25 protein-coding genes and 1 riboswitch are annotated in these 25695 nt (G+C 67.7%); of the genes, 16 read left to right on the forward strand and 9 right to left on the reverse strand.

The annotated features are described in order from the left end of the window. Positions 1–4 precede the first annotated feature (4 nt). Positions 5–1303, reverse strand: a complete 1299-nt coding sequence (locus P7644_RS03495; protein ID WP_404301617.1) for a TRAP transporter large permease — start codon at positions 1301–1303, stop codon at positions 5–7. Next, positions 1300–1857, reverse strand: coding sequence for a TRAP transporter small permease (locus P7644_RS03500; protein WP_404301618.1), 558 nt, complete (start codon positions 1855–1857; stop codon positions 1300–1302). The genes P7644_RS03495 and P7644_RS03500 overlap by 4 nt, the downstream gene beginning before the upstream one ends. A 160-nt stretch (positions 1858–2017) precedes the next feature. Here P7644_RS03500 and P7644_RS03505 point away from each other — a divergent pair, with 160 nt between their 5' ends. The 5 genes from P7644_RS03505 (at position 2018) to P7644_RS03525 (ending at position 6351) form a co-directional block, all read left to right on the forward strand. Next, entirely contained in the window at positions 2018–2956 is a 939-nt protein-coding gene (locus P7644_RS03505; protein WP_404301619.1) for a LysR family transcriptional regulator, read from the forward strand. Positions 2957–3151: 195 nt separating this feature from the next. Beyond that, on the forward strand, positions 3152–4051 hold the full coding sequence (locus P7644_RS03510; RefSeq protein WP_404301620.1) for a transporter substrate-binding domain-containing protein: 900 nt from the start codon (positions 3152–3154) through the stop codon (positions 4049–4051). Positions 4052–4162: 111 nt separating this feature from the next. Continuing rightward, positions 4163–4915 carry an amino acid ABC transporter permease gene (locus P7644_RS03515; RefSeq protein ID WP_404301621.1) on the forward strand — a complete coding sequence of 251 codons (753 nt, stop codon included), beginning with the start codon at positions 4163–4165 and terminating at the stop codon, positions 4913–4915. 1 nt (position 4916) lies between these two features. After that, the gene (locus P7644_RS03520) at positions 4917–5588 is read left to right on the forward strand and encodes an amino acid ABC transporter permease (RefSeq protein WP_404301622.1); all 672 of its coding nucleotides are present in this window, start codon (positions 4917–4919) and stop codon (positions 5586–5588) included. A gap of 25 nt (positions 5589–5613) precedes the next feature. Further along, positions 5614–6351: an amino acid ABC transporter ATP-binding protein gene (locus P7644_RS03525; RefSeq protein WP_404301623.1), complete on the forward strand. Its 738-nt coding sequence runs from the start codon at positions 5614–5616 to the stop codon at positions 6349–6351. A 99-nt stretch (positions 6352–6450) separates the two neighbouring features. On the opposite strand, the gene P7644_RS03530 is transcribed toward P7644_RS03525, so the two are convergent. The 3 genes from P7644_RS03530 to P7644_RS03540 all read right to left on the reverse strand — a co-directional run bounded on the left by P7644_RS03530 (position 6451) and on the right by P7644_RS03540 (position 10137). After that, the gene (locus tag P7644_RS03530; RefSeq protein ID WP_404301624.1) at positions 6451–7485 is read right to left on the reverse strand and encodes an ornithine cyclodeaminase; all 1035 of its coding nucleotides are present in this window, start codon (positions 7483–7485) and stop codon (positions 6451–6453) included. 205 nt (positions 7486–7690) lie between these two features. Beyond that, entirely contained in the window at positions 7691–8509 is an 819-nt protein-coding gene (locus tag P7644_RS03535; RefSeq protein ID WP_404301625.1) for an HAD-IIB family hydrolase, read from the reverse strand. Positions 8510–8511: 2 nt separating this feature from the next. Further along, on the reverse strand, positions 8512–10137 hold the full coding sequence (locus P7644_RS03540) for a peptide chain release factor 3 (protein WP_404301626.1): 1626 nt from the start codon (positions 10135–10137) through the stop codon (positions 8512–8514). A gap of 133 nt (positions 10138–10270) precedes the next feature. Then, a riboswitch (S-adenosyl-L-homocysteine riboswitch) is annotated at positions 10271–10350 on the forward strand. Positions 10351–10423: 73 nt separating this feature from the next. On the opposite strand from P7644_RS03540, the gene ahcY reads away from it, so the two are divergent. From ahcY to P7644_RS03560, 4 genes are all read left to right on the forward strand, one after another. Then, positions 10424–11854, forward strand: coding sequence for an adenosylhomocysteinase (gene ahcY, locus P7644_RS03545; protein ID WP_404301627.1), 1431 nt, complete (start codon positions 10424–10426; stop codon positions 11852–11854). A gap of 179 nt (positions 11855–12033) precedes the next feature. After that, positions 12034–13035 carry a TlyA family RNA methyltransferase gene (locus P7644_RS03550; protein ID WP_404301628.1) on the forward strand — a complete coding sequence of 334 codons (1002 nt, stop codon included), beginning with the start codon at positions 12034–12036 and terminating at the stop codon, positions 13033–13035. Beyond that, complete coding sequence (gene metF / locus P7644_RS03555) at positions 13032–13859, forward strand: methylenetetrahydrofolate reductase [NAD(P)H] (protein WP_404301629.1); 828 nt, start codon at positions 13032–13034, stop codon at positions 13857–13859. Before P7644_RS03550 ends, metF begins: the two co-directional genes overlap by 4 nt. A gap of 41 nt (positions 13860–13900) precedes the next feature. Next, complete coding sequence (locus tag P7644_RS03560; protein ID WP_404301631.1) at positions 13901–14593, forward strand: septal ring lytic transglycosylase RlpA family protein; 693 nt, start codon at positions 13901–13903, stop codon at positions 14591–14593. An 11-nt stretch (positions 14594–14604) separates the two neighbouring features. Here the strand turns inward: P7644_RS03560 and P7644_RS03565 are convergent, their stop codons facing one another. Continuing rightward, positions 14605–15501 carry a 23S rRNA (adenine(2030)-N(6))-methyltransferase RlmJ gene (locus P7644_RS03565; protein WP_404301632.1) on the reverse strand — a complete coding sequence of 299 codons (897 nt, stop codon included), beginning with the start codon at positions 15499–15501 and terminating at the stop codon, positions 14605–14607. 225 nt (positions 15502–15726) lie between these two features. On the opposite strand from P7644_RS03565, the gene P7644_RS03570 reads away from it, so the two are divergent. The 4 genes from P7644_RS03570 to erpA all read left to right on the forward strand — a co-directional run bounded on the left by P7644_RS03570 (position 15727) and on the right by erpA (position 18844). After that, positions 15727–17325, forward strand: a complete 1599-nt coding sequence (locus P7644_RS03570; RefSeq protein ID WP_404301633.1) for a serine/threonine protein kinase — start codon at positions 15727–15729, stop codon at positions 17323–17325. A 151-nt stretch (positions 17326–17476) separates the two neighbouring features. Then, a complete protein-coding gene (gene rplM, locus P7644_RS03575) occupies positions 17477–17905 on the forward strand; it encodes a 50S ribosomal protein L13 (RefSeq protein ID WP_404301634.1) in 429 nt (142 codons plus the stop codon). Between the two features lie 9 nt (positions 17906–17914). Next, positions 17915–18307 carry a 30S ribosomal protein S9 gene (gene rpsI, locus P7644_RS03580; RefSeq protein ID WP_013517605.1) on the forward strand — a complete coding sequence of 131 codons (393 nt, stop codon included), beginning with the start codon at positions 17915–17917 and terminating at the stop codon, positions 18305–18307. A 162-nt stretch (positions 18308–18469) separates the two neighbouring features. Further along, complete coding sequence (gene erpA / locus P7644_RS03585; protein WP_404301635.1) at positions 18470–18844, forward strand: iron-sulfur cluster insertion protein ErpA; 375 nt, start codon at positions 18470–18472, stop codon at positions 18842–18844. A 44-nt stretch (positions 18845–18888) separates the two neighbouring features. On the opposite strand, the gene P7644_RS03590 is transcribed toward erpA, so the two are convergent. Beyond that, a complete protein-coding gene (locus P7644_RS03590; RefSeq protein ID WP_404301636.1) occupies positions 18889–20010 on the reverse strand; it encodes an anhydro-N-acetylmuramic acid kinase in 1122 nt (373 codons plus the stop codon). Between the two features lie 8 nt (positions 20011–20018). Further along, entirely contained in the window at positions 20019–21383 is a 1365-nt protein-coding gene (locus tag P7644_RS03595; protein ID WP_404301637.1) for a peptidoglycan DD-metalloendopeptidase family protein, read from the reverse strand. 190 nt (positions 21384–21573) lie between these two features. Between P7644_RS03595 and tyrS the strand changes: the two genes are divergently transcribed. Then, complete coding sequence (gene tyrS / locus P7644_RS03600) at positions 21574–22806, forward strand: tyrosine--tRNA ligase (RefSeq protein WP_404301638.1); 1233 nt, start codon at positions 21574–21576, stop codon at positions 22804–22806. Here the strand turns inward: tyrS and P7644_RS03605 are convergent. Further along, complete coding sequence (locus P7644_RS03605; protein ID WP_404301639.1) at positions 22799–23779, reverse strand: LysR substrate-binding domain-containing protein; 981 nt, start codon at positions 23777–23779, stop codon at positions 22799–22801. The two genes, tyrS and P7644_RS03605, sit on opposite strands and share 8 nt — an antisense overlap. 121 nt (positions 23780–23900) lie before the next feature. Between P7644_RS03605 and P7644_RS03610 the strand changes: the two genes are divergently transcribed. Continuing rightward, positions 23901–24206 carry a DUF2917 domain-containing protein gene (locus P7644_RS03610; RefSeq protein ID WP_404301640.1) on the forward strand — a complete coding sequence of 102 codons (306 nt, stop codon included), beginning with the start codon at positions 23901–23903 and terminating at the stop codon, positions 24204–24206. Between the two features lie 61 nt (positions 24207–24267). After that, positions 24268–25695 (forward strand): bifunctional UDP-N-acetylglucosamine diphosphorylase/glucosamine-1-phosphate N-acetyltransferase GlmU, encoded by a 1428-nt coding sequence (gene glmU / locus P7644_RS03615; protein WP_404301641.1) that lies wholly within the window; start codon positions 24268–24270, stop codon positions 25693–25695.

Here is a 25695-nt window from a genome sequence, read left to right on the forward strand (position 1 = left end):
AAAATCAATACCCCAGCTTGGCGGGCAGCCAGAGCGCGATCTGCGGCCAGGCCACCACGGCCAGCATGGCCAGGCACATGGCCAGCACCAGCCACAGCACCCAGCGCGTGGTGGCTTCCATGCGCACCTGGGCGATTTTCGAGGCCACCATCAGGTTCACGGCCATGGGCGGGGTGAACTGGCCGATGGCGATGGTGAGCACCAGCACGGTGCCGAACCACACCACGTCCCACTGGAAATGCTGCACCAGCGGCAGCACCAGCGGCACGAAGATGAGCATGATGGAGATGCCATCAAGGAACATGCCCATGATGAGCAGCAGCACGATGAGCGCGGCCATGACGCCGGTCTCGCCCATGCCGGATTCGACGATGAAGCGTGTCACCGGGTCGATCACGCCCAGGGTGGACAGCGAGAACGCAAAGATGCCTGCCAGCGACACCACGATCAGGATCACCGCCGACAACTCGCCCGCCTCGCGCAGGATGGAAAACAGGTCGCGCACGCCAATCGTGCGGTGCACCGCCATGCCCACGAACAGGCCGTAGAACACGGCCACCACGGCGGCCTCGGTGGGTGTGAACCAGCCCATGCGCATGCCGCCCAGGATCACCACCGGCGCGGCCAGGCCCCAGGCGGCCTCGCGCAGGCTGCGCCAGAACGGCGGGCGCGGCAGGTCGGCCTCCAGCTGGCCCATCTTGTGGCGCCGCGCCAGCCACACGGAGGGGATGATGAGCGCCAGCCCCGCCAGGATGCCGGGGAACATGCCGGCGGCGAACAGCGCCGGCACCGATGCGCCCGGCACCAGCACCGAGTACACGATGAAGGCCACCGAGGGCGGTATCAGGATGTCGGTGGCTGCGGCGGCCGCCACCACGCTGGCGGAAAACGCACCGGGGTAGCCCGCGCGCGCCATGGCGGCGATCATCACCGCGCCCACGGCGGCGGCCGTGGCCGGGCCCGAGCCGGAGATGCCGCCCATGAACATGGCCACGCTGATGGCCACCAGCGGCAGCATGCCCGGGCCGCGCCCGACGATGGCGACGGCAAAGTTCACCAGGCGCAGCGCCACGCCGGAGCGGTCGAAGATGGAGCCCACGAGCACGAACATCGGGATGGCCAGCAGCGGGTACTTGCCCAGCCCGGCGTAGAAGTTCTGCGGCACGGCCAGCAGGCCGAACCACTGCGTCTCGGCATTGGCCAGCGCAATCGCCGCCGCCCCCGCCAGGCCCAGGGCCGCGCCTATGGGCACGCCCAGCAGCATCAGTGTCAGGAAGGCTGCGAACAGCAGCGTGGCGATCATGGCTGCTCCTCCTGCGCCGGCGCACTGTCCTGCAGGTACTGCGCATCGCTCTGGCGCGTGCGCCGGCGCAGCAGGCCGATGGCGCGCGCGGCAATCAGGGTCGCGCACACCGGCAGCCAGATCGAATACCACCACTGCGGCACGCCGATGCCGGGCGAGGTTTCCTCGAAGCGCCAGTCATCCCAGACCACGCGCACGCTCAAGCACGCGATCAGGCCAAACAGCAGCGCCACGCAGGCCGCGCCCAGCTGGGCCAGGCGCCTGCGGCGCGCGGCCGAGCCGCTCTGGCAGAAAAATTCGATGCGGATGTGCTGGTCGCGCGCCACCGCCGAGGAGCCGCCCACCAGGGCCAGCACGATCATCAGGAAGATGGAAATTTCCTCCGTCCAGGCGAAGGAGGAGCTGGTGAAGTAGCGCACCAGCACATTGGCAAAGGTGATCAATGCCAGCAGCGCCATGGCGCTGACGGTGAGCCAGTCTTCGATGCGCAGGGAGCGCGGCTCCCCGGTGGGGGAGGCGGGTGGCGTGGGTGTGCCGGAGGGCGTGGAATCCATGGGCAGATGGGGGCTGAGACGAAACGGACCGGCAGATGTGGCAACTGCCTTCACCCAGGCACGGATACCGGCCAGGAACGGGTCGCGCGATTATGCGCGCTGCTATGGAAACTATGTCTTTCGCGCAGGCCGGGGCCGCACGGGCGGATAATGCCGCGCCATGGAAACCAAATGGCTCGAAGATTTCGTCAGCCTGGCCGAGACGCGCAGCTTCAGCCGTTCGGCCCAGTTGCGCCACGTGACGCAGCCGGCGTTCTCGCGCCGCATCCAGGCGCTGGAGGCCTGGGCGGGTACCGACCTGGTGGACCGCAGCTCCTACCCCACGCGGCTCACGCCCGCCGGCACCACGCTGTATGACCAGGCCCTGGAGGTGCTGCAGGCGCTGCAGAACACCCGCGCCATGCTGCGCGGGCATTCCAGCAGCAGCTCCGACATGATCGAGTTCGCCGTCCCGCATACGCTGGCGTTCACCTTCTTTCCGGCCTGGGTGTCGGCCGTGCGCGCGGATTTCGGGCCGCTCAAGAGCCGCCTGATCGCCCTGAACGTGCACGACGCGGTGATGCGCCTGGTGGAGGGCGGCTGCGACCTGCTGATCTCCTACCACCACCCGTCCCAGCCCTTGCAGCTGGACCCCGAACGCTATGACATGGTGACCCTGGGCCAGGAGGTGCTGGCGCCCTATGCCAAGGCCGGCCCCGATGGCCAGCCGCTGTTTTGCCTGCCCGGGCGCGCAGGCGAGCCCCTGCCCTACCTGGGCTATGCGCCGGGCGCCTACCTGGGCCGGGTGACGGAGCTCATCCTCAAGCAGTCGAGTACCGCCATCCACCTGGAGCGGGTGTATGAGACCGACATGGCCGAGGGCCTGAAGGCCATGGCGCTGGAAGGCCATGGCGTGGCCTTCCTGCCTTACAGCGCCGTGAAGAAAGAACTGCGCGCACACAAGCTGGTCAGCGCCGCGCCGCCCGGCGTGGAGGATTTGCAGATGGTCATGGAAGTGCGCGCCTACCGCGAAAAGCCCTCGCGCAAGGAATCGGCGAAGAGCCTGGCGCAGGCGCTATGGGCCTATCTGCAGGCGCAAGGCGGGCAGAACCCGATTTGAACCTTTGTCTCCGGGGTTGTCCTGGAAATACCCTAGGAATCCAGCGCCCTGGGGGCTTCTGGAGCACGCACAATACGAGGCCTGCTCCCCAACCGGGGAGAGGGTTGCACATCGGTGGCGCCTCATCGGCCGTATCCATCGCCTGCAACCCAGTCCACACATGTTCCCATCGTTTCACCCACAAGGAGATTTCATATGAAGAAGCATTTGCTGGCCGCCGCGATCACCGTCCTGGCCGCAGGTAGCGCCATGGCGCAGGCCAACGACACCCTGGCCAAGATCAAGTCGTCTGGCGCCGTGACCCTGGGCGTGCGCGAGTCCTCGGGCCTGGGCTACACGCTGGGCAGTGGCAAGTACGTGGGCTTTCACACCGAGATGGGCGAGCGCATCCTGGCCGACATCCAGAAGCAGCTGGGCCTGGCCAAGATGGAGATCAAGTACCAGCCCGTGACCTCGCAGAACCGCATTCCGCTGGTGGTGAACGGCACCGTGGACATCGAGTGCGGCTCCACCACCAACAATACCGCGCGCCAGAAGGACGTGGCCTTTGCCTACACCACCTATGTGGAGGAGGTGCGCATCGCGGTGAACGCCAAGTCCGGCATCACCGGCATCAAGGACCTGAACGGCAAGACCATCGTCACCACCACGGGCACCACCTCGGTGCAGACGCTGCGCAAGAACAAGCGCGCCGAGGGCCTGACCTTCAAGGAGATTATGGGCAAGGACCATGCCGACAGCTTCCTGATGCTGGAGACGGGCCGCGCCGATGCCTTCATCATGGACGGCTCCATCCTGGCGGCCAACATCTCCAAGTCCAAGAACCCGCAGGACTACAAGGTCGTCGGCGAGGTGCTGTCGGTCGAGCCCATCGCCTGCATGCTGCGCAAGGACGACCCGGCCTTCAAGAAGGCCGTGGACGACTCCATCGTGCGCCAGATCAAGGACGGCTCCCTGGCCAAGCTCTACGACCGCTGGTTCATGCAGCCCATTCCGCCCAACAACGTGAAGGTCGGCCTGCCGCTGTCCGAGGCCACCAAGGAAGCCTGGGCGAATCCGAACGACAAGCCGATGGAGTCCTACGAAGTCAAGTAAGCGGCGCCACGGCGTCCGGCCCCTTCTGGCCTGATGGACGGAAGGGGCTTTTTTGCTGCGCACCACGAGCTGGTTGCGTGTGTCCGAGTTTGAAAATCAAGAGGTGTTCTTATGAGTTGGGATTGGCAGGTGTTCTGCCAGGACACCATTACCCAAGAGGTGGGCGCGAGCTGCTTTGGCAAGGGCGGCGACATTACCTACCTCGACTGGATGCTATCGGCCTGGGGCTGGACGGTGTCGGTGTCTCTGCTGTCGCTGGTGGTGGCGCTGGTCGTGGGCTCGCTGATCGGTACCTTGCGTACCCTGGAGGGCAGCCCGTGGATCGTGCGCCTGGGCAATGCCTGGGTGGAGTTCTTTCGCAATATTCCGCTGCTGGTGCACATTTTCTTGTGGTACCACGTGATCCCCTCCATCTTCCCGGCCATGAAGTCGCTGCCGGGCTTCGTGCTGGTGGTGTTTGCGCTGGGCTTCTTCACCTCGGCGCGCATTGCCGAGCAGCTGCGCTCGGGGATCCTGGCGTTGCCGCGCGGCCAGCGCTACGCTGGCATGGCCATGGGTTTCACCACCTTCCAGTACTACCGCTATGTGCTGCTGCCCATGGCGTTTCGCATCATCATCCCGCCGCTGACCAGCGAGACCATGAACATCTTCAAGAACTCGTCGGTGGCCTTCGCCGTGTCGGTGGCCGAGCTGACCATGTTCGCCATGCAGGCGCAGGAGGAGACCTCGCGCGGCATCGAGGTCTACCTGGCGGTGACGGGCCTGTATGTGGTCTCGGCCTTCGCCATCAACCGCATCATGGCCTTCATCGAGCAGCGCGCGCGCGTGCCCGGCATGATCGCCGCGGGCGGGGGAGGGCATTGAGATGAATCTGAACATCGACTGGTCCTTCTTCACCTGGGAGCTGTTCTCCAACTTCGTCCTCAAGGGCCTGTACTTCAGCGTCATCCTCACGGCGATTGCCACGCTGGGCGGCATCCTGCTGGGCACCTTGCTGGCGCTCATGCGCCTGTCGGGCCGGCGCTGGCTGATGGCCCCCGCCACGGTCTACGTCAACGGCATGCGCTCGATTCCGCTGGTGATGGTGATCCTGTGGTTCTTCCTGCTGGTGCCGCTGATCATCGGGCGGCCCATAGGGGCTGAGATCTCGGCCATCATCACCTTCGTGGCCTTCGAGGCCGCCTACTTCAGCGAGATCATGCGCGCGGGCATACAGTCCATCCCGCGTGGCCAGGTCTTTGCCGGCCAGGCCGTGGGCATGACCTATGGCCAGAACATGCGGCTGGTGATCCTGCCCCAGGCGTTCCGCAACATGCTGCCGGTGCTGCTGACGCAGACCATCATCCTGTTCCAGGACACCTCGCTGGTCTATGCCATCGGCGCCTACGACATGCTCAAGGGCTTCGAGATCGCGGGCAAGAACTACGGCCGTCCGATCGAGGCCTACATGGCCGCAGCCGTGGTCTATTTCGTCATCTGCTACGCGCTGTCGTGGAGCGTCAAGCGCCTGCACCAGAAGATCGCCATCATCCGCTGAGGCGTTTTTTTGCAAGGAATTTCACATGATCGAACTCAAGAACGTCTCCAAGTGGTACGGGAGCTTCCAGGTGCTGAGCGACTGCTCCACGAGCATCAAGAAGGGCGAGGTGGTGGTGGTCTGCGGGCCCTCGGGCTCGGGCAAGTCCACGCTGATCAAGACCATCAACGCGCTGGAACCGATACAGAAGGGCGAAATCTGGGTCGACGGCACGGCCGTGCACGACCCCAAGACCAACCTGCCCAAGCTGCGCTCGCGCGTGGGCATGGTGTTCCAGCACTTCGAGCTGTTCCCGCACCTGTCGGTGACCGAGAACCTGACCATCGCCCAGATCAAGGTGCTGGGGCGCAGCCCCGATGACGCCAAGGTGCGCGGCCTGAAGATGCTTGACCGCGTGGGCCTGATGGCGCACAAGGACAAGTTCCCCGGCCAGCTCTCGGGCGGCCAGCAGCAGCGCGTGGCGATTGCGCGCGCCCTGTCCATGGACCCCATAGTGATGCTGTTCGACGAACCCACCTCGGCGCTCGACCCCGAGATGGTGGGCGAGGTGCTGGACGTGATGATGGGCCTGGCCCATGAGGGCATGACCATGATGTGCGTGACGCACGAAATGGGCTTCGCCAAGAAGGTCAGCGACCGCGTGATCTTCATGGACGTGGGCGGCAAGATCCTGGAGGACTGCAGCAAGGACGATTTCTTCGGCCACCCCGAGGCGCGCCAGCCGCGCACCAAGGACTTCCTCAACAAAATTCTGCAGCACTGAGTTTGCACATCGGACCGTCAAGCCAAAGGTGCTCCCGGCACCTTTGGCTTTTTTGATAGCTGCATGCGCTTACTGTACGGGCGTTTTCGCCCGTTTCGGCTACACAACCCTGCGCAGCCGGCTGCGCGTGTGCCCGAACAAATCCCTGGGGTCGCCGTCCGTGGGCGCCAGCGCCACGTCCACCCCCAGCCCCCGCGCCAGTGCCAGCCGGTGGATGAGGCGCAAGGTGGCGTGGTCCTCCAGCGCAAAGCCCACGGAATCGAAGCAGGTGACCTGGTCGGCATGTTCGCGCCCCGGCGCCAATCCGGCCAGAACCTGCCACAGCTCGGTCACCGGGTGGTCCGCGGCCAGTTGCTGGATCTCGCCCTCCACGCGGCTTTGCGGTGCGTATTCGACGACGATGCGCGCGCGCCGCAGCACCCCGGGATGCAGCTCGGTCTTGCCGGGGCAGTCGCCGCCCACCGCGTTCAGGTGCATGCCCGGCTCCAGCATGGCCGGCGTGATGATGCGTGCGTGGCGCTTGGCGGCCGTGGTCGTGGTCACGATGTCGGCGCCGCGCACCGCCTCGGCGACGGAGGCCGCGCGTATCAGCTTCAGCCCCGGCGTGCGCGCCAGGTTGCGCTGCAACTTGTCGCTGGCGGCGGGGGCGATGTCGAACACGCGCAGCTCCTCGACGCCCAGCAGCGCATGGAACGCCAGGGCCTGGAACTCGGCCTGCGCGCCGTTGCCGATCAGCGCCATGCTGCGGCTGCCCGTGCGCGCCAGCGCCTGCGCCGCCAGGGCCGAGGTGGCGGCGGTACGCAGCGCCGTGGCCAGGGTCATCTCCGACAGCAGCAGCGGCAGGCCCGTGGCCACCTCGGCCAGCACGCCGAAGGCCATCACCGTGGGCAGGCCCCGGGCCGGGTTGCCGGGGTGGCCGTTGACATACTTGAAGCTGTAGAGCCGCCCGTCGGACACGGGCATGAGCTCGATCACGCCTTGCGGGCTGTGGCTGGCCGCGCGTGCCGTCTTGTCGAACGCGTTCCAGCGCAGGAAGTCGGCGTGGATCTCGTCGGCCAGCTCGCAGATGAAATGCTCGGGGCCCATGTCGTGCACCAGGGCGGCGAGCGTGGGCAGGTCTATGAGTCGGGTCATGGCAGCGGTGCTTGGCGTGCAGGAGTCTGCGTGCCATTGTGTGCGCCTTGGGGCCCGAGGGCAATTTAGATTGCGTTGCCCACGTCCATGAAACTGGCGCGCCCCATGCGCGGGACGCCGCGCAAGGGCCGCCCCGCCGCGCTGGCGTCGTCCCCCTTCCCGAATTGCGCAGCAATTCGAGAGAAGGGGGAAGCCGCGTAGCGGCTCAGCGGGATGTTGTCAGAAGAGCGCGCGCCAGCTCGGCAAAGCCCGCGCCGCGCTCGCCGCGCGTGACGTAGCGCGGCAGATGCTGCAGCTGGGGCACGAAGCGCGCGATGTTGGCCACGCCCACGCTGTGCGGGAAATGCTCGAACATGCGCTGGTCATTGGTGGAGTCGCCCACATACACCCATTGGTCGATCTCGGCGTCCAGGTCGCGCCCGAGCAGCGCGCGCACGATCCAGCGCGCGCCTTCGAGCTTGTCGTGCGCGCCAAACCAGCCGTTGATGTGGATGCTGCTCACGGTGGCGTTCATGCCTGCGGCCTGCATGATGGCGACGCATGCGTCGATCGCCGCCTGCGGCAGCTGCGTGAACTCGCTGTGATCGATGGCGATGTCGCACTCGCGCCCGGGCGAGTCCGTGGCGCGCCGCGCGCCGGGCACGCGCGCCTCGATGTCGGCCAGCACCTGCTGCATGCGTGCGTAGTTCGCGGTGCGTGTGGCCGTATCTTGCTGGTATATTTTTGATAGCTGCTCGCGCTTTGCTGGTGAACCTTGCAGCCTAATTTTCTGCAAATCACCGGGCAGCAGGGCGCAGGCCCCGTTCTCGGCCACGATGGCGTCCACCGGCCAGGCGAGCGCAAACGGCTCGCTCCAGCCCACGGGCCGCCCGGTGATGGGGATGACATGCAGGCCCGCGGCCTTCAGGTCGGCCAGCGCGGCCAGCGCGTCGGGCGTGATGGCGCCGTCGGTGGTCAGGGTGTCGTCGATATCGGTGAGCAGGCCGGCGATGCGCGGCGGCTGCCAGAGCGAGAGCGGCCGCATGCTCAGCTCGTACCCAGCGCCAGCCCCGCATGCTCGCGCAGCGGATGGAAGTGGATCTTCGGAAAGCGCTCCTGCGCCAGGCGCACGTCGTACGGGCTGGTGCACAGGTAGGCCAGCGTGTCGGCCGCGTCATGCGCCATGCGCAGCGGGTAGGCGTTCTCGAATTCGCGCAGCTCTTGCGGCGTGTCGGCGGTGATCCAGCGGGCGCCGGTGTACTGGCAGCCCTCCAGGCGCACGTCGCAGTCGTACTCGGTCTTCAGGCGGTGCTGCACCACCTCGAACTGCAGCTGGCCCACGGCGCCCAGCAGCATGTTGCCGCCGGCGTCGGGCTTGAAGACCTGGATCGCGCCTTCCTCGCCCAGCTGCATCAGGCCCTGCTGCAGCTGCTTGGTGCGCAGCGGGTTCTTCAGCACCACGGTCATGAACAGCTCGGGCGCGAAGAAGGGCAGGCCGGTGAACTGCAGGCTGGGGCCGTCGGTGATGCTGTCGCCCAGCTGCACGCCGCCGTGGATGGTGAAGCCGATGATGTCGCCGGCGTAGGCCTCGTCGACGGCCTCGCGGCGCTGGCTCATGAAGGTGACGACGCTGGTCGGTCGCAGCTCCTTGCCCGTGCGCTGCACCTTCATCTTCATGCCCGGTGTGTACTTGCCCGAGGCCACGCGCACGAAGGCAATGCGGTCGCGGTGGTTGGCGTCCATGTTCGCCTGCACCTTGAAGACCACGCCGGAGAAGCCGGGGTCCTCGGGGCGCACGGTGCGCTCCTCGCGCTGGCGGTTCACCTCGGTGAAGGCCATGCGCGGGCCGGGCGGGGGCGACATGTCGACCACGGCGTTCAAGACCTCCATGACGCCGAAGTTGTTCACGCCCGAGCCGAAGAACACGGGCGTGAGGCGCGCGGCCAGGAACTCCTGGTGGTCCCAGGCGATGGAGGCGCCCACGGCCAGTTCCATGCTCTCGATGGCGTCGTCGTAGGCCTGGCCGAAGCGCGCGCGCAGTTTTTCCACGTCGGAGAGCGGAATGATCTCGAAGTCCTCCGGCCGCTTTTCGCTGCCGGCCTGGAACACCGTCATGCTCTGCGTGCGCAGGTCGATGATGCCGCCGAAGTTCTTGCCCTGGCCCACGGGCCAGGTCATGGGGCAGCAGGGCATGCCCAGTTCGCGCTCCACTTCGTCCAGGATGTCCAGCGGGTCGCGCACCTCGCGGTCCATCTTGTTGACGAAGGTGATGATGGGCGTGTCTCTCTGGCGGCAGACCTCGATCAGGCGGCGCGTCTGCGCCTCCACGCCGTTGGCGGCGTCGATGACCATCAGGGCCGAATCGACGGCGGTGAGCACGCGGTAGGTGTCCTCGCTGAAGTCCTTGTGGCCGGGGGTGTCGAGCAGGTTGATGACATGCTCGCGGTAGCTCATCTGCATCACGCTGGACGCCACCGAGATGCCGCGCTGCTTCTCGATCTCCATCCAGTCGGAGGTGGCGTGGCGGCTGGCCTTGCGGCCCTTGACGGCGCCGGCGATCTGGATCGCGCCCGAGAACAGCAGCAGCTTTTCCGTCAGCGTGGTCTTGCCGGCGTCGGGGTGGGAGATGATGGCAAAGGTGCGGCGGCGCCGGGTTTCGGAGGCGTAGGACACTGTGGGCTCTAGGGACTGTGCCGGGGCGCGCGGCTGCGCCTGGCAATAAAGAGAAGCGGGGCGGCAGCCCCGGCGGTTGGGCGTGATTTTACGGCGGCGGGCCTGGTGCGGGGGGCGTCGGTATAATCCGCCGTTTTCCGAGGAGCGTTGCAGCGTCCCCTACCTGCGGGGCGTGAGGCTCGGAACCCATTCTTGCAACGACGCTCACCCACGCCAATCCTGTGCGGTGAACGGTTCCCCATCCCCCCAGGCGCGTGGTTTCCCAACGACCGTGAAGGAATCCGCCATGAGCGCAGTTCTCAAATCCCCCCTGGACTCGGCCATCGCCGACATCACCCTGGCCGCCTGGGGCCGCAAGGAAATCAAGATCGCCGAGACCGAGATGCCCGGCCTGATGGCCGTGCGCGAGGAGTTCGCCGCGCGCCAGCCCCTGAAGGGCGCGCGCATCACCGGCAGCCTGCACATGACCATCCAGACCGCCGTGCTGATCGAGACGCTGAAAGCGCTGGGCGCCGACGTGCGCTGGGCCTCGTGCAACATCTTCTCCACCCAGGACCACGCGGCCGCCGCGATTGCCGCCACCGGCGTGCCGGTGTTCGCCATCAAGGGCGAGTCGCTGGAAGACTACTGGGACTACACGCACCGCATCTTCGAATTCGGCCCCAAGGGTGCGGCCGATGAAGGCCCGAACATGATCCTGGACGATGGCGGCGACGCCACCATGCTCATGCACCTGGGCCAGCGTGCCGAGAAGGACCTGTCGGTGCTGGCGAATCCGGGCAGCGAGGAAGAAAAAATCGTCTTCGCCGCCATCCGCGCCAAGCTGGCCGAGGACGCCACCTGGTACAGCAGGAAGAGCGCGCAGATCATCGGCGTGACCGAGGAAACCACCACCGGCGTGCACCGCCTGAACGAGATGTCGGCCAAGGGTACGCTCAAGTTCCGCGCCATCAACGTCAACGACTCGGTGACCAAGTCCAAGTTCGACAACCTTTACGGCTGCCGCGAGTCGCTGGTGGACGGCATCAAGCGCGCCACCGACGTGATGATCGCCGGCAAGGTGGCCTGCGTGGCGGGCTATGGCGACGTGGGCAAGGGCAGCGCCCAGGCCCTGCGCGCCCTCTCGGCCCAGGTCTGGGTGACCGAGATCGACCCCATCAACGCGCTGCAGGCGGCGATGGAAGGCTACCGCGTGGTGACCATGGAATATGCCGCCGACAAGTGCGACATCTTCGTGACGACGACGGGCAACCGCGATGTCATCACCTTCGCGCACATGCAGGCCATGAAGAACGAAGCCATCGTCTGCAACATCGGCCACTTCGACAACGAGATCCAGGTCGCGCAGCTGGAAGAGCACTGCCAGTGGGAAGAGATCAAGCCCCAGGTCGATCACGTCATCTTCCCCGATGGCAAGCGCATCATCCTGCTGGCCAAGGGCCGCCTGGTGAACCTGGGCTGCGCCACCGGCCATCCCAGCTTCGTCATGAGCAACTCGTTCGCCAACCAGACCCTGGCGCAGATCGAGCTGTTCACGCGCCCGGATGCCTACGAGGTCGGCAAGGTCTACGTGCTGCCCAAGGTCCTGGACGAAAAGGTGGCGCGCCTGCACCTGAAGAAGGTCGGTGCCCAGCTCACCGAGCTGACCGACGCCCAGGCGGCCTATATCGGCGTAGGCAAGAACGGCCCGTACAAGCCGGACAGCTACCGCTATTGATGCCGCTTTACTTCCTCCCCCTTGGGGGGAGGGATGGGGTGGGGGCTGGCGCCGTCACCATGGCTGGCTTCCATCCCGGCCTTCCCCCAAAGAGGGAAGGAGCAAATGCAAAAATCATAGCTGTTAACGCTTGTCCAATAAGCGCTGCAGCCATATTTGACTCATAAAGGACCCGCGCCATGCGCGCAGATGTATTCCTGGTGGAAGGCGGCTATGCCACCACCCGCTCCCAGGCCCAGCGCCTGATCGCCGCCGGCGTGCAGTGGCGCCTGGCGCCGACGCTGCCCTGGAACAAGGTGGCCAAGAACGGCGATGACATTCCCGACTGTGCCGAGCTGCAGCTGCTTGACGCCGCCGAGGCCAAGTACCTCTCGCGCGGCGGCCTGAAATTGGAAGGCGCCCTGGCCGCCAGCGGCCTGCAGGTTGCCGGCCTGCGCTGCCTGGACGTGGGCCAGAGCACCGGCGGCTTCACCGACTGCCTGCTGCAGCAGGGCGCGGCCCAGGTGATTGGCGTGGACGTGGGCCAGGGCCAGCTGCATGAGCGCCTGCGCGTCGACCCGCGGGTGATTGGCGTGGAGGGCCTGAACGCGCGCCACCTCACGCCCCAGGCGCTGGTCGAAGCCTGCGAGGAGGCGCTGTCCGAGCGCATCGAGGCCGAGCCCGAGGACAACGACACCGCGCCCGAGGCGCCCTACGCCTGGATGCGCAATGGCGGCATGGTCGATGACGACTACGACGACAGCCAGGACGCCAAGGAGCACGAGATCGAGGCCTTCAAGGCCGAGCGCATGGCCAAGGCCCGCGCGCGGGCTGCGGGCGAGATCGCGACCGTGCGCCAGCGCCGCGCCGGGCGCGAGGACGACGATCTGACGCCGTCCTTCCCCTTCATCACCGGCGACCTGTCCTTCATCTCGCTGACCCTGGTGCTGCCGGCGCTGGCGCCGCTGCTGGCGCCGGGGGGCAACTTGCTGATGCTGGTCAAGCCGCAGTTCGAGCTGCAGCCCGGCCAGGTGGGCAAGGGCGGCATCGTGCGCGATGCGTCGCTGTACGCCGAGGTCGAGCAGCGCATCCGCGCCTGTTGCGCCGGGCTGGGCCTGCAGGTGGTCGGCTGGTGGGGCAGCGCCATCGATGGCGGTGACGGCAACCGCGAATTTTTCATTCACGCAAGGAGGGCGGCATGAGCCTGCCGGTGAGTTTCGAGTTCTTCCCGCCCAAGACGCCCGAGGGGGCCGAGAAGCTGCGCGCCGTGCGCCAGCAGCTGTATGCGCAACAACCGCAGTTTTGCTCCGTCACCTACGGCGCGGGCGGCTCGACGCAGGAGGGCACTTTCGCCGCCGTGCGCGAGATCCTGGCCGAAGGCGTGGATGCTGCCTCGCATTTCTCCTGCATCGGCGCGACCAGGGCCAGCGTGCGCCAGCAGCTGGCCGAGTTGAAAGCCATGGGCGTCAAGCGCCTGGTGGCGCTGCGCGGCGACCTGCCCAGCGGCTACGGCCTGGGCGGCGAATTCCACTACGCCAGCGACCTGGTGGCCTTCATCCGCGCCGAGACCGGCGACGATTTCCACATCGAAGTGGCGGCCTACCCGGAAATGCACCCCCAGGCGCGCTCCATGGATGCTGACCTGCAGGCCTTCGCCGCCAAGGCGCGCGCCGGGGCGGACTCGGCCATCACCCAGTATTTCTTCAACGCCGACGCCTACAGCCGCTTTGTCGATGAGGCGCGCGGCCTCGGGCTCGACATCCCCATCGTGCCGGGCATCATGCCCATCACCGGCTCCACCCAGCTGATGCGCTTCTCCGACGCCTGCGGCGCCGAGATTCCGCGCTGGATCCGCCTGCGCCTGCAAGGTTTTGGCGACGACGCGGCCAGCATCCGCGCCTTTGGCCTGGACGTGGTGGCCGCCTTGTGCGAGCAGCTGGTGCGTGCGGGCGCGCCCGGCCTGCACTTCTACACCATGAACCAGAGCGCGGCGACCTTGGCGATCTGCCAGCGCCTGGGGTGGTAGCTTGGCATAGCGGCGACAGGGTGGCTGCGGTGCCTGGCGGCATGTCCATCGTCCGGCCCTGGCGCGGGTGGTTGGCCGCCTGCGCTGCGGCCTGGCTGGCAGGCTGCGCCGCGCCGCCGCCGTCGGCGCCCGAGCCCGAACCCGTTGCGCCGGTTGCCGCCGCGCCTGAGCCTGCCGCCACCGCGGCGGTGCCGGCAGCGCGCCAGCCGGCGCTGCGCATCCGGCCCGAGCGCCGCCCCGGCGAAGGCTCGGGTGCCCCCGCCCTGCGTGCGCCGGAGCCCGAGGCGCCGGTGTTGCTGGCCAGCGGCCAGGCCTCCTGGTATGCCGACAGCCTGCACGGACGGCGCACGGCCAGCGGCGAGCGCTACGACCGCGAGGAGTTCACGGCCGCGCACCGCAGCCTGCCCTTTGGCGCGCGCCTGTGCGTGCGCAGCCTGGTCAATGGCCGCACGGTCATCGTGCGCGTGAACGACCGCGGGCCGTTCACGCCCGGGCGCATCATCGACCTGAGCCGCGCCGCAGCCGAGGAGCTTGGGATGCTGGGGCTGGGCATCAAGTCGGTGGAGCTGTGGCGGCTGGGGGCCGACGAAGAGGTTTGCCCCGAAAGCCAGGAGCCGGCGGCTGTCGAGGGCGCCGGCCTGGGGCTGGACGCGGCGGCAGCCGCCAGGGCGCTGCAACGGCCCGCGCCGAGTAAAGCCGCCGGCGTGCCCAAGCCGCGGCGCAAACGGCGCTGAATGGTGCCGGCCTAGGACCCGCCGCTCTCCAGCGTCCAGGTCGCATGCCTGTCCTGGGCCAGCAGCTCGGCCATCTGCGGCAAGGTCTCGCGCAGCGCCGCCTGCAGGGTGTAGGGCGGATTGATCAGGAACATGCCGCTGGCCGGCAGGCCAGGCCTGCGCTGGTTCTCGCCACTGGCCGCAGGGGCCAGCTTGCTGGACTTCACCGTCAGCGTGGCGTGCAGCCAGGGCTTGCCGGCCTTGTTGGCCATGGTCTTGAGCCGGCGCGGCAGGTCATGCGCCTCGGGCCGCGGGATGATGGGGTACCAAACGGCGTACACGCCCGTGGCAAAGCGCTTCAGCCCATCCTGCACCAGATCCAGAACACGCCCGTAGTCGCTCTTTATTTCATAGCTTGGGTCGCATAGTACAAGGGCGCGGCGGGCCGGCGGGGGTAAAAATTTCTTGATGCCCTCAAAGCCGTCCTCGGCCAGCGCCGCCACTTGCCTGCCGGCTTCCAGCTGGGCCACGTTGCCCGCCAGGGCGCGGGCGTCCGAGGGGTGCAGCTCGAACAGCTTGAGCCGGTCCTGCTCGCGCAGCAGGCGCTGGGCAATGAAGGGCGATCCGGGGTAGACGCGCGTGGCCGGGCCCTGGTTGAAGGCGCGCACCATGTCCACATAGGCTTGCAGGGCCGCGGCCAGCGTTGCCGGCGCCGCGGGCGGTACCAGGCGCCCGATGCCGTCGGCCGATTCGGCGCTGGTTGCAGCATAGTCGCCGTCCAGCCGGTACAGGCCGGCACCGGCATGTGTGTCCAGTACGGTCAAGGCCGTGTCTTTGTGTAGAAGGTGTTGCAAGGTGGCGATCAACACCGTGTGCTTGAGCACGTCGGCGTGATTGCCTGCATGGAAGGCGTGGCGATAACTGAACATATGCGCAATGGTAGCGGCGCGCATGCCCGGCGCAATCCGGAGCGCCGTGATGTTGCGGGTCGGCAGGATGCGCTTTGTTGCCAGCCGGTGGTGCGGCCTGGGCCATGATCGCGGCCCTTCCCTGTGGTGGATGTGGCTTGGCCGGCCTGGGGCCGCAAGCCGTGCATGCCGCTGCTCGTATCCACTTTTGCTTGCCTGCGGCTGTCCGCGTTCCGTCCTCCTCCTATGCCTGCAGTCTTGCGCCGCGTCACATCGGCGCGCATCGAGCACCATGTCGACGCCTTGCCGCCGGGTGCGCGCCTGGGTGAGTTCGAGGTGGTGTCCCTGCTGGGGGTGGGTGGTTTTGGCCTGGTGTACCAGGCGTTCGACCATACGCTGCGACGCTGCGTGGCCATCAAGGAATACATGCCGGCGGCCCTGGCCGGGCGCGCTGACGGGCATTCGCTGTGGGTGCGCTCCTCCTCGGACGAGCAATCATTCCAGGCCGGCCTGGCCTCGTTCGTGGACGAGGCACGGCTGTTGGCGCGCTTCGATCACCCCAGCCTGGTCAAGGTATACCGCTTCTGGGAGGCCAATCAAACGGCCTACATGGTCATGCCGCTGTACCGCGGCATGACGCTCAAGCAGGCGCGCGCCCATATGCGCACGCCACCGCCCGAGGCCTGGCTGCGCCAGCTGCTGTGGTCGGTCACGAGCGCGCTACGCGTGCTGCATGACGGGCACACGCTGCACCGTGACATCTCGCCCGACAACATTTTTTTGCAGGATCGCGGGCCGCCGGTGCTGCTGGATCTGGGGGCCGCGCGCCATGCCATCGGCGGCAGTCGCCAGAAGCATGCCGCCGTGCTCAAGGTCAATTACGCGCCGCTAGAACAGTACGGCGATGCGGCCGGCCATCTGCGCCAGGGGCCCTGGAGCGACCTGTACGCGCTGGGCGCCATGGTGCATGGCTGCCTGTGCAACGACACGCCACTGCCCGCCACGCAGCGCGCCGTGCGTGACCGCATGGCGCCGCTGCAGCGTGTGGCGCGCACGGTGCGCAGGCAGTTTGGCGTCGAGTATTCGCGTCCCTTCGTCGAGGCCATTGCGCAGTGCCTGGCGCTGCAGCCGCGGGAGCGGCCCCAGTCCGTCGCCGCATTGCTGCAGACCATGGACATGGAGGATGCGCCTGCGGGGCTGGAGGCCTTCGATTTCCGGGCCGGGTTGGGCGACATCTGGGTCGAGCCGCAGGCCAGGGATGCCCAGGGCGTGGCCGTGCCCATGATGGCCGCCCTGACGCTGTCGCAGCCGCAGTCCGCCCCCCAGGCGCCAGCGGCCGCTGCCCCGGCATTCCCGGCGGCGGCGATGGATGGCGGCGACGCGCCTGCCGGCGGGCAGGCGCGCATGATGTGGGCCATGGCCGGGTCCGCGGCCGCCATGGTGCTTGCCGGCGGCCTGTGGTGGGGGCAGCGCGCACACCCGCCGCGCCATACCCCCGAGAGCGAGATCATCACCGAACTGGCCGAGCCGGCGCCGCCCCCGGGCTTGATGCGCGCGACGCACGAGGCCGGCGCCGCGCGACGGCCGGTCGCCGAGGCGGACCGGCCCACGCCTTACCTCCACGCTGGCGCACTCCCTGCCGCGCCGCCCGTACCGGCGCCGCGCACGGCCTTGCCGGCGCATGCGCCGGGGCCGGACGAGGCCTGCGCATCCGTGGGTTTTTTCGCGCGGTCGATGTGCGTCCACCGGGAATGCCAGAAGGCGGGCATGGCGCGCTATCCCGTGTGCGTGGAAAGCCGCCTCAGGCAGGAGGCGCTGGAGCTTCGGCAGCTATACGCGCAATAGCCTGGCCGGCGCGGCGCATATTTGTATAATGGCGGGCTTCGCAGCGATTTATTGGTCCCGCGGCGAGGCATGCAACCCACCTAAGAGGCTCTCATCAGAGGAGCACCGACCGTGGAAAAGGACCGCCAAACCCTCTTTAGAAGAGAAACTCATGACTACTTTCAGCGCCAAGCCCGCTGAGGTCGTGCACGAGTGGTTTGTGATTGACGCCACCGACAAGGTGCTCGGACGGGTCGCCAGCGAAGTGGCCCTCCGTCTGCGCGGCAAGCACAAAGCCATTTACACGCCTCACGTCGATACCGGTGACTTCATCGTCATCGTCAACGCCTCCAAGCTCAAGGTCACCGGCACCAAGAACCTGGACAAGATCTACTACCGTCACTCGGGCTATCCCGGCGGTATCACGGCCACCAATTTCCGCGACCTGCAGGCCAAGCATCCTGGCCGCGCGCTGGAAAAGGCTGTCAAGGGCATGCTGCCCAAGGGCCCCCTGGGCTACGCCATGATCAAGAAGCTGAAGGTCTACGGTGGCGCGGAGCATCCGCACAGCGCCCAGCAGCCCAAGCCCCTGGCAATCTAAGGAGCCGAGATGATTGGTGAATGGAACAATGGCACCGGCCGTCGCAAGTCCAGCGTCGCCCGCGTGTTTCTGAAGAAGGGTTCCGGCAAGATCACTGTGAATGGCAAGGACATTCAGCAGTATTTCGGCCGCGAGACCTCGATCATGATTACCAAGCAGCCCTTGGTGCTGACGGGTAACGTCGAAGCCTTCGACATCCAGATCAACGTGCACGGCGGTGGCGAGTCCGGCCAGGCCGGCGCCGCCCGCCACGGCATCACGCGCGCCCTGATCGACTACGACGCAGCGCTCAAGCCCCAGCTGAGCGCCGCCGGCTTCGTGACGCGCGACGCCCGCGAGGTCGAGCGCAAGAAGGTCGGCCTGCACTCCGCACGCCGCGCCAAGCAGTTCTCCAAGCGTTAATACGCTCCGGGTTCTGTCTGTTCACAAAGCCACCCTCGGGTGGCTTTGTGCGTTCCTGGGCCGGCAATGGCCCCAGGGACTCTGGCGGCAAAGCCATGGTCGGCCGCAGCCTGCCAGTGGTTTGCAGTAGCATTCAAAGAGTTTTGAACATTGGAGCAATCCATGAGCGCAGTAGCACAGACCGCCGACACCGAGATGCCCGTCCCCATTCTTTTCACCGACAGCGCGGCGGCCAAGGTGGCCGAGTTGATCGCCGAGGAGGGCAACCCCGACCTCAAGCTGCGCGTGTTCGTGCAGGGCGGCGGTTGCTCGGGCTTCCAGTACGGCTTCACCTTCGACGAGATCACCAACGAGGACGACACCACCATGACCAAGAACGGTGTGTCGCTGCTCATCGACGCCATGAGCTACCAGTACCTGGTCGGTGCCGAGATCGACTACAAGGAAGACCTGCAGGGCGCGCAGTTCGTCATCAAGAACCCCAACGCCGAGACTACCTGCGGCTGCGGCTCCAGCTTCTCGGTGCAGGATCAGTGATCACTGGGCTGGCCCGATGAAAAAACCGCCTTTGGGCGGTTTTTTCATGCCGGGTAGATGGCGCCGAGGATGCGTGCGCCGCGTGCGCCGGTGACGCCGGGCAGGCTGGCCGTATCCCCCGCCAGGCACTGGCGCGCCAGCCAGGCGAAGGCTGCGGCCTCCACCTGCAGCGGGGACAGGCCATGGCGGCCCGAGTCTTGCACGCCAACACCCGGCAGCAGCGCCTGCAGGCGCTCCATCAGATAGGCGTTGAGCGCACCGCCGCCGCAGACGATGAGCAGATCGCAGCCGGGGGCGTGGCGCAGCAGCTCCCGGGCGCAGCTTGCGGCGGTGAACTCGGCCAGCGTGGCCTGCACATCCTGCGGCCGCGCATCGTTGCCCGCGGCGGCCAGGTGCCCGGCCAGCCAGTCGGGGTTGAACAGGTCGCGCCCCGTGCTCTTGGGTGGGGCTAAGGCCAGGAAGGGCTCGGCCAGCAGGGCCTGGAGTAGGGCGGCTATGGGCCGGCCGCCGCGCGCCCAGGCGCCTTGGTCGTCATAGGGCCGGCCCGTATGGCGCTCGCACCAGTGGTCCATCAGGGCGTTGGCGGGGCCGCAGTCGAAGCCCAGCACGCCGCCATCGGGGCGCAGGAGACTCAGGTTGGAGATGCCGCCCAGGTTCAGCACCGCGACCGTGCGCCCGGCCTGGCCGAATATGCCCCGGTGGAAGGCGGGCACCAGCGGCGCCCCCTGGCCGCCGGCGGCGACGTCGCGGCTGCGGAAATCGGCCACCACGGTGATGCCCGTGTCTTCGGCCAGCAGGGCCGGGTTGTTGAGCTGCAGCGTGTAGCCCGTGCCGTCGAAGGTCTGGGGCCGGTGGCGCACGGTCTGGCCGTGGGCGCCTATGGCGTGGATCGCCTCGGGCGCCAGCCCGGCCTGCGCCAGCAGGCTCCGCACCACGCCCGCATAGGCGCGCGCCAGGGCATTGGCGGCGAGGGCGGCGCGGTGCAGCTCGTCGGCGCCGCTGCGGTTGAGGGCGAGTAGTTCCGCTCTTAGATCAGGAGCTAATGGCGCAGATGCATGCTGCGTTACAAGGCATTTTTGCCCTGAAAAATTGGCCAGCACGCCGTCGATGCCGTCGAGCGAGGTGCCCGACATCAGCCCGATATACCAGCGTGTCTGGACGTCCACGGAGCGTTTTATTCGGCGCTGGCCTGCAGGATCTGTGCGGCCGAGGACAGCTGCACGCGCATGTTGGATGCCAGGCGGTTGAAGTCAGGGCGCGCGGCGGCCGGCACGGGCTGGGCGGCCGCGCTTGCGCGGGCGATGCTCATCGGGTCGCGGTGCTCGCCGCCCACGCGGAATTCGAAATGCAGGTGCGGGCCCGTGGCCCAGCCGGTGGCGCCCACGGCGCCGATCTTCTGTCCCTGCTCCACGGCCTGGCCCTTGCGCACGTCGATGCGGCTCAGGTGGGCGTAGACGGTGACATGCTGGTTCTGGTGCTTCACGTAGACCACGTTGCCGTAGCCGTTCTGCACGCCGGCAAAGTCCACCACGCCGTCGCCCACGGTGCGCACGGCCGTGCCGGTGGGGGCGGCGAAGTCGGTGCCCAGGTGGGCGCGCCAGGTCTTGTGGATGGGGTGCAGGCGCATCGCAAAGCCGCTGGAGACGCGCGAGAACTCGACCGGCGAGGTCAGGTAGGCGCGGCGCATGCTTTGCCCGTCCAGCGTGTAGTACGCGCCCTTGGCCGCGCCGGGGGGCTGGAACCAGAGGGCGCTGTAGGTCTTGCCGCCATTCTGGAATTCGGCGCTCAGCACGCGGCCGCTGCGCAGCGGCTCGCCGTCGGCTTCCAGGGTTTCGTAGACCACCGAGAAGCGGTCCTCCTTGCGCAGCGCGCGGCGGAAGTCGATGTCGCCCGAGAACACCTCGGCCAGCTGCACGGCCACGGCGTCCGGGATGCTGGCCGCATCGGTGGCGGCGAACAGCGAGCTGCGGATGATGCCGCCCGCGAGCCGGCTGCCCACGGTGAGCGGCGCCGATTCGATGCGCGAGGTGAAGCCGCCATCGTCCTTGCGCTCGAGCACCAGGCGCTGGAACTGGCTGCCCTCATCCGGCGCCCAGCGCGCCGTCAGGCGCACCAGGCGGTGGTCGTCGGTGGTCTCGGCCGTGATCGAGCGGCCTGTGCGGCCCAGCAGTTGCTGGCGCACGGTGTTGTCGGCGCGCATGAAGGCCGCGGCCGCCGGATCGGCGACGCCCAGGCGCTGCAGCATGCTTTCGGCCGTGTCCGAGCCGCGCGTGGTGTCGGAGCGGTACAGCGAATAGGGCGGCGCGTCCACCAGCGCGGACAGCGTGGCATCGCCGGCCAGCGACGCAACGGTCTGGGTGACGGTGGTCAAGGGCAGTTCGGCCGGGTCCGGCGCGAGCGAGGCCACGGCAAAGGCTCCACCGCCGGCGGTGAGCAGCAGGGTGGCGAGGGCGGCGGTGATGCGTTTCGGATGGTTTTGAACGGTCTGCTTGAGCTGGTTGAGCAATAGCAGGCCGGCGGTGGTCAGGCCGTTGTTCAAGAGTCTTACCCCAGGCATAGGTGCTTCGCTGCCCCCGGTCAGGGGTCTCAGGGTTGGCCAAGCACAAGGAATGTGGAAGCGCTGCGGAATGGTCCCGGGCCGGTTGGATGGGCGGGGCCACTAGAATCCGCTGCTTGAAAGTGGCCGAGAGTATAGTCCCTGGGCCCTCGGTGACACCCTGAAAACCCTTATGAATCAATCTGCTGTTACGACATTCCCGGTCACCGATGGCGTAGCGCGGGCGCTCGAAGCGTCCCTGCGCGGCGTCGAGGAATTGCTGCCCAAGGAGGAGTGGATCCAGAAGCTGGCCCGCTCCGAGGCCCAGGGGCAGCCGCTGCGCATCAAGCTGGGGCTGGACCCCACGGCGCCGGACATCCACCTGGGCCACACGGTGGTGCTCAACAAGATGCGCCAGCTGCAGGACCTGGGCCACCAGGTGATTTTCCTGATCGGCGACTTCACCACCTTGATCGGCGACCCCTCGGGGCGCAACAGTACGCGCCCGCCGCTCACGGCCGAGCAGATCAAGGCCAACGCCGAGACCTACTACACCCAGGCCGCCAAGGTGCTCGATCCGGCGCGCACCGAGATCCGCTACAACAGCGAGTGGTGCGACGCGCTGGGCGCGCGCGGCATGATCGAGCTGTCGGCCAGGTACACGGTGGCGCGCATGATGGAGCGCAACGACTTCCACCAGCGCTTCTCCGACGGCAGCTCCATCAGCCTGCACGAATTCCTCTACCCGCTGCTGCAGGGCTACGACTCGGTGGCGCTCAAGAGCGACCTGGAACTGGGCGGCACGGATCAGAAGTTCAACCTGCTCATGGGCCGCCACCTGCAGCAGGAATACGGCCAGGAGCCGCAGTGCGTACTCACCATGCCGCTGCTTGTGGGGCTCGACGGCGTGGAGAAGATGTCCAAGTCCAAGAACAACTACATCGGTATCACCGAGGACGCCAACACCATGTTCGCCAAGGTGCTGTCGATCTCGGACGCGCTGATGTGGGACTGGTACACCCTGCTGTCGTTCCAGAGCCTGGCCTCGATCGCCCAGCTGAAGAAGGAAGTAGCCGAGGGGCGCAACCCCAAGGACGCCAAGGTCATGCTGGCCAAGGAGATCACGGCGCGCTTTCACAGCGCCGCGCTGGCCGACGCGGCCGAGGCGGATTTCATCAACCGGGCCAAGGGCGGCATTCCCGACGACATTCCCGAGGTCGCGCTGTCCGGCGCGCCGCTGGGCATAGGCGCCCTGCTCAAGCAGGCGAACCTGGCCCCCTCGACCAGCGAGGCGAATCGCCTGATCGACGGCGGCGGCGTGCGCGTGGACGGCGGCGTGGTTGGCGACAAGGGCCTGAAGCTGGCCGCCGGCAGCTATGTGGTGCAGGTGGGCAAGCGCAAGTTCGCGCGCGTGGCGCTCAGCTGATCGCGGCAGGTGCCTCGCCGATGGCGCGGCGCGTGGCCTCGGCCTGCAGCAGCAGCCAGGCGCAGAAGGCCTGGATCTCGGGGCGCTGGCCGCTGCGCGGGCCGACGATGAGCCAGTAGGCCAGCGGTGAATCGAGCCGGTGGCCGGGCAGCACCTCCAGCAGGTCGCCCGATGCCAGGCTTTGCGCAATGAGTGGCATGCGCGCCAGCGCCAGGCCCTGGCCCGCCAGGGCCGCCTGGGCGATCTGCTGGGCATAGTTGAAATACAGCCAGCGCCGCGGCTGCAGCCGCTCCAGGCCATGTACCTCGAACCAGCGGCGCCAGGTGATCAGCTCGAAGTAGGGCAGGCGGTGCGCGTCGCCGGCCTCGATCAGCGTGAACTGCGCCACGTCGGCCGGCTCGCGTATCGGCGGCATGCTTTTCAGCAGCCAGGGGCTGGCCACCACCGCCAACTGCTCGCCGAACAGGCGCTGCGCGCCTGGCGCCATGTGGGCCGAGACGCTGGAGCGCAGCGCCAGGTCCACGTCGGCGGTCTCCAGGTCCACTATGGCGTCGCTGGCGTCGATGCGGATGTCGATGTCCGGGTTGTCGCGCTGGAACTCCTCCATGCGCGGGATCAGCCACATCGAGGCAAAGCTGGCCCAGGTGGTGATGGCCACGCTCCTGCGCCCCGCCGTCTGGCGCACCAGGCGCACGGCCGCGTCCATGCGCTCCAGCGCCGGCGCCACGGCGCGCTGCAGCTGGCCGCCGGCGCCGGTCAGCTCCACGGCGCGCGTGTGGCGCAGGAACAGGGGCACGCCCACTTCGTCTTCCAGCGCCTGGATCTGGCGGCTCACGGCCGACTGGGTCAGGGCCAGCTCCTCGGCTGCGGCGCGGAAGTTCAGGTGCCGGGCCACGGCCAGGAAGGCGCGCCAATGGCCCACGGCCACGGGCCGGGTGCGCAGGTGGGTGACGGGAGGCGGGGGCGGTTTCATGACCGTGGATGATGCCCCAATTGATGCAGTTTGGGAATTTATCAGGCCGCATGATTGCATTGGACGCCGGCCAGCTCAAAGGCGCAAACTGGCGCCGTTCCAATGTTTTCAGGAGCCCATCATGAGTGCCTCGCATGTTCTGAACTCGCAACAATGGGGCGCCTGCGGCGCTGGCCCCGAGCACGACCTGTGCGGGCTGGCCGGCGGCGCTGCGCGCAGCCTGCGGCCGACGGCCGCCATGCAGCTGCGCGTGGTCTGCGGCCAGGCCTGGCTGACGTTGGACGATGGCCCCCACGGCTGGCGCGAGGCGTCGGGCGATCTGCTGCTGCGGGCCGGCCAGAGCGTGCGCATTGGCGCCGGCCAGCATGCCGTGATTGAACCCCTGGGCGGCCGGCCGCTGCAATTCCAGTGGCGCAGGGCCGGATAATGGCGCGTTCGCCCGCGGGCACCGCTCCTGCCGGGCATTGTTTGCCATACCCATTCATCTCATGACAGCACTGGACATCATCATCATGGCCGCGGGCAAGGGCACGCGCATGAAAAGCCGTATTCCCAAGGTTTTGCAGCGCCTGGCCGGGCGCCCGCTGCTGCAGCATGTGCTGGACCAGGCGGCCAGCCTGCAGGCCCGGCGTGTGGTGGTGGTGACGGGGCATGGTGCTACAGAAGTAGAAGCTTCTTGCGCAGATGGGGCGAGCGCCAAAGGCCAATTTGACCTCAAATGCGTGCGCCAGGAACCGCAGCTGGGCACGGGCCATGCCGTGCAGCAGGCCGTGCCCCGGCTGGCCGGCGACGGCATGGTGCTGGTGCTCTCGGGCGATGTCCCGCTGACCCAGGCCGCCACGCTGCGCGCGCTGCTCGATGCCTCGGTCGGCGAACGGTTGGCGCTGCTCACCGTCACCTTGCCCGACCCTACGGGCTACGGCCGCATCGTGCGCGCGGCCGATGATACGGTGCGGCGCATCGTCGAGCACAAGGACGCCAGCATGGAGCAGCGCGCCATTGATGAGATCTACAGCGGCATCATGGCCGTGCCCGCGCGCCTGCTGGCCGGCTGGCTCGCGCGGCTCACTAACGACAACGCCCAGGGCGAGTACTACCTGACCGACATCGTCGCCATGGCCGTGGCCGACGGCGTGCCCGTGGTGGCGCACCGTATCTCCGACGCGCTGCAGGTGGCCGGCGTGAACAGCCCGGTGCAGTTGGCCGAGCTGGAGCGCGCACACCAAATGCGCCAGGCCGAGGCCCTGATGGAGCAGGGCGTGCGCCTGGCGGACCCGGCGCGCTTTGACCTGCGCGACGATGTCCGCAGCGGCGCGCGCGGCGAGCTCCTCTGCGCGCAGGACGTGGAGATCGACGTCGGCTGCATCTTCACCGGCCGCGTGGAGATAGGCGAGGGCGCGCAGATCGGTGCCTACTGCTGCATCGCCAACGCCACCATTGCCGCCGGTGCGCAACTGCTGCCCTTCACCCATATCGACGGCGAGAAGACCGGGGCTGTCGTGGGCGAAGGCGCGCAGGTGGGCCCGTTTGCGCGCCTGCGCCCGGGCGCACAGCTGGGGCGCCAGGTGCATATCGGCAACTTCGTGGAGATCAAGAACTCCCAGCTCGCCGACGGCGCCAAGGCCAACCACCTGGCCTACCTGGGCGACGCCAGCGTGGGCGAGCGCGTGAACTATGGCGCCGGCTGCATCACCGCCAACTACGACGGCGCCAACAAGCACCGCACGGTGATCGAGGCCGACGTGCATGTGGGCAGCAACTGCGTGCTGGTGGCGCCCGTGACGATTGGCGCGGGCGGCACGGTGGGCGCTGGCTCCACCATCACCAAGGACACGCCGCCGGGTGCCTTGAGCGTGGCGCGCGGCAAGCAGGTCAGCATTGCCGGGTGGAAGCGCCCGGTGAAGCAGGCCAAGTGA

This window comes from Alicycliphilus denitrificans (assembly GCF_044792555.1).
Classification (GTDB): Bacteria; Pseudomonadota; Gammaproteobacteria; order Burkholderiales; family Burkholderiaceae_C; genus Alicycliphilus; species Alicycliphilus denitrificans_A.

Excerpts from the sequence above, each read along its gene's own strand:
- P7644_RS03495 (WP_404301617.1), bottom strand. The coding sequence starts at position 1,303 with ATGATCGCCACGCTGCTGTTCGCAGCCTTCCTGACACTGATGCTGCTG.
- P7644_RS03500 (WP_404301618.1), bottom strand. The coding sequence starts at position 1,857 with ATGGATTCCACGCCCTCCGGCACACCCACGCCACCCGCCTCCCCCACC.
- P7644_RS03505 (WP_404301619.1), top strand. The coding sequence starts at position 2,018 with ATGGAAACCAAATGGCTCGAAGATTTCGTCAGCCTGGCCGAGACGCGC.
- P7644_RS03510 (WP_404301620.1), top strand. The coding sequence starts at position 3,152 with ATGAAGAAGCATTTGCTGGCCGCCGCGATCACCGTCCTGGCCGCAGGT.
- P7644_RS03515 (WP_404301621.1), top strand. The coding sequence starts at position 4,163 with ATGAGTTGGGATTGGCAGGTGTTCTGCCAGGACACCATTACCCAAGAG.
- P7644_RS03520 (WP_404301622.1), top strand. The coding sequence starts at position 4,917 with ATGAATCTGAACATCGACTGGTCCTTCTTCACCTGGGAGCTGTTCTCC.
- P7644_RS03525 (WP_404301623.1), top strand. The coding sequence starts at position 5,614 with ATGATCGAACTCAAGAACGTCTCCAAGTGGTACGGGAGCTTCCAGGTG.
- P7644_RS03530 (WP_404301624.1), bottom strand. The coding sequence starts at position 7,485 with ATGACCCGACTCATAGACCTGCCCACGCTCGCCGCCCTGGTGCACGAC.
- P7644_RS03535 (WP_404301625.1), bottom strand. The coding sequence starts at position 8,509 with ATGCGGCCGCTCTCGCTCTGGCAGCCGCCGCGCATCGCCGGCCTGCTC.
- ahcY (WP_404301627.1), top strand. The coding sequence starts at position 10,424 with ATGAGCGCAGTTCTCAAATCCCCCCTGGACTCGGCCATCGCCGACATC.
- P7644_RS03550 (WP_404301628.1), top strand. The coding sequence starts at position 12,034 with ATGCGCGCAGATGTATTCCTGGTGGAAGGCGGCTATGCCACCACCCGC.
- metF (WP_404301629.1), top strand. The coding sequence starts at position 13,032 with ATGAGCCTGCCGGTGAGTTTCGAGTTCTTCCCGCCCAAGACGCCCGAG.
- P7644_RS03560 (WP_404301631.1), top strand. The coding sequence starts at position 13,901 with ATGTCCATCGTCCGGCCCTGGCGCGGGTGGTTGGCCGCCTGCGCTGCG.
- P7644_RS03565 (WP_404301632.1), bottom strand. The coding sequence starts at position 15,501 with ATGTTCAGTTATCGCCACGCCTTCCATGCAGGCAATCACGCCGACGTG.
- P7644_RS03570 (WP_404301633.1), top strand. The coding sequence starts at position 15,727 with ATGCCTGCAGTCTTGCGCCGCGTCACATCGGCGCGCATCGAGCACCAT.
- rplM (WP_404301634.1), top strand. The coding sequence starts at position 17,477 with ATGACTACTTTCAGCGCCAAGCCCGCTGAGGTCGTGCACGAGTGGTTT.
- rpsI (WP_013517605.1), top strand. The coding sequence starts at position 17,915 with ATGATTGGTGAATGGAACAATGGCACCGGCCGTCGCAAGTCCAGCGTC.
- erpA (WP_404301635.1), top strand. The coding sequence starts at position 18,470 with ATGAGCGCAGTAGCACAGACCGCCGACACCGAGATGCCCGTCCCCATT.
- tyrS (WP_404301638.1), top strand. The coding sequence starts at position 21,574 with ATGAATCAATCTGCTGTTACGACATTCCCGGTCACCGATGGCGTAGCG.
- P7644_RS03605 (WP_404301639.1), bottom strand. The coding sequence starts at position 23,779 with ATGAAACCGCCCCCGCCTCCCGTCACCCACCTGCGCACCCGGCCCGTG.
- P7644_RS03610 (WP_404301640.1), top strand. The coding sequence starts at position 23,901 with ATGAGTGCCTCGCATGTTCTGAACTCGCAACAATGGGGCGCCTGCGGC.
- glmU (WP_404301641.1), top strand. The coding sequence starts at position 24,268 with ATGACAGCACTGGACATCATCATCATGGCCGCGGGCAAGGGCACGCGC.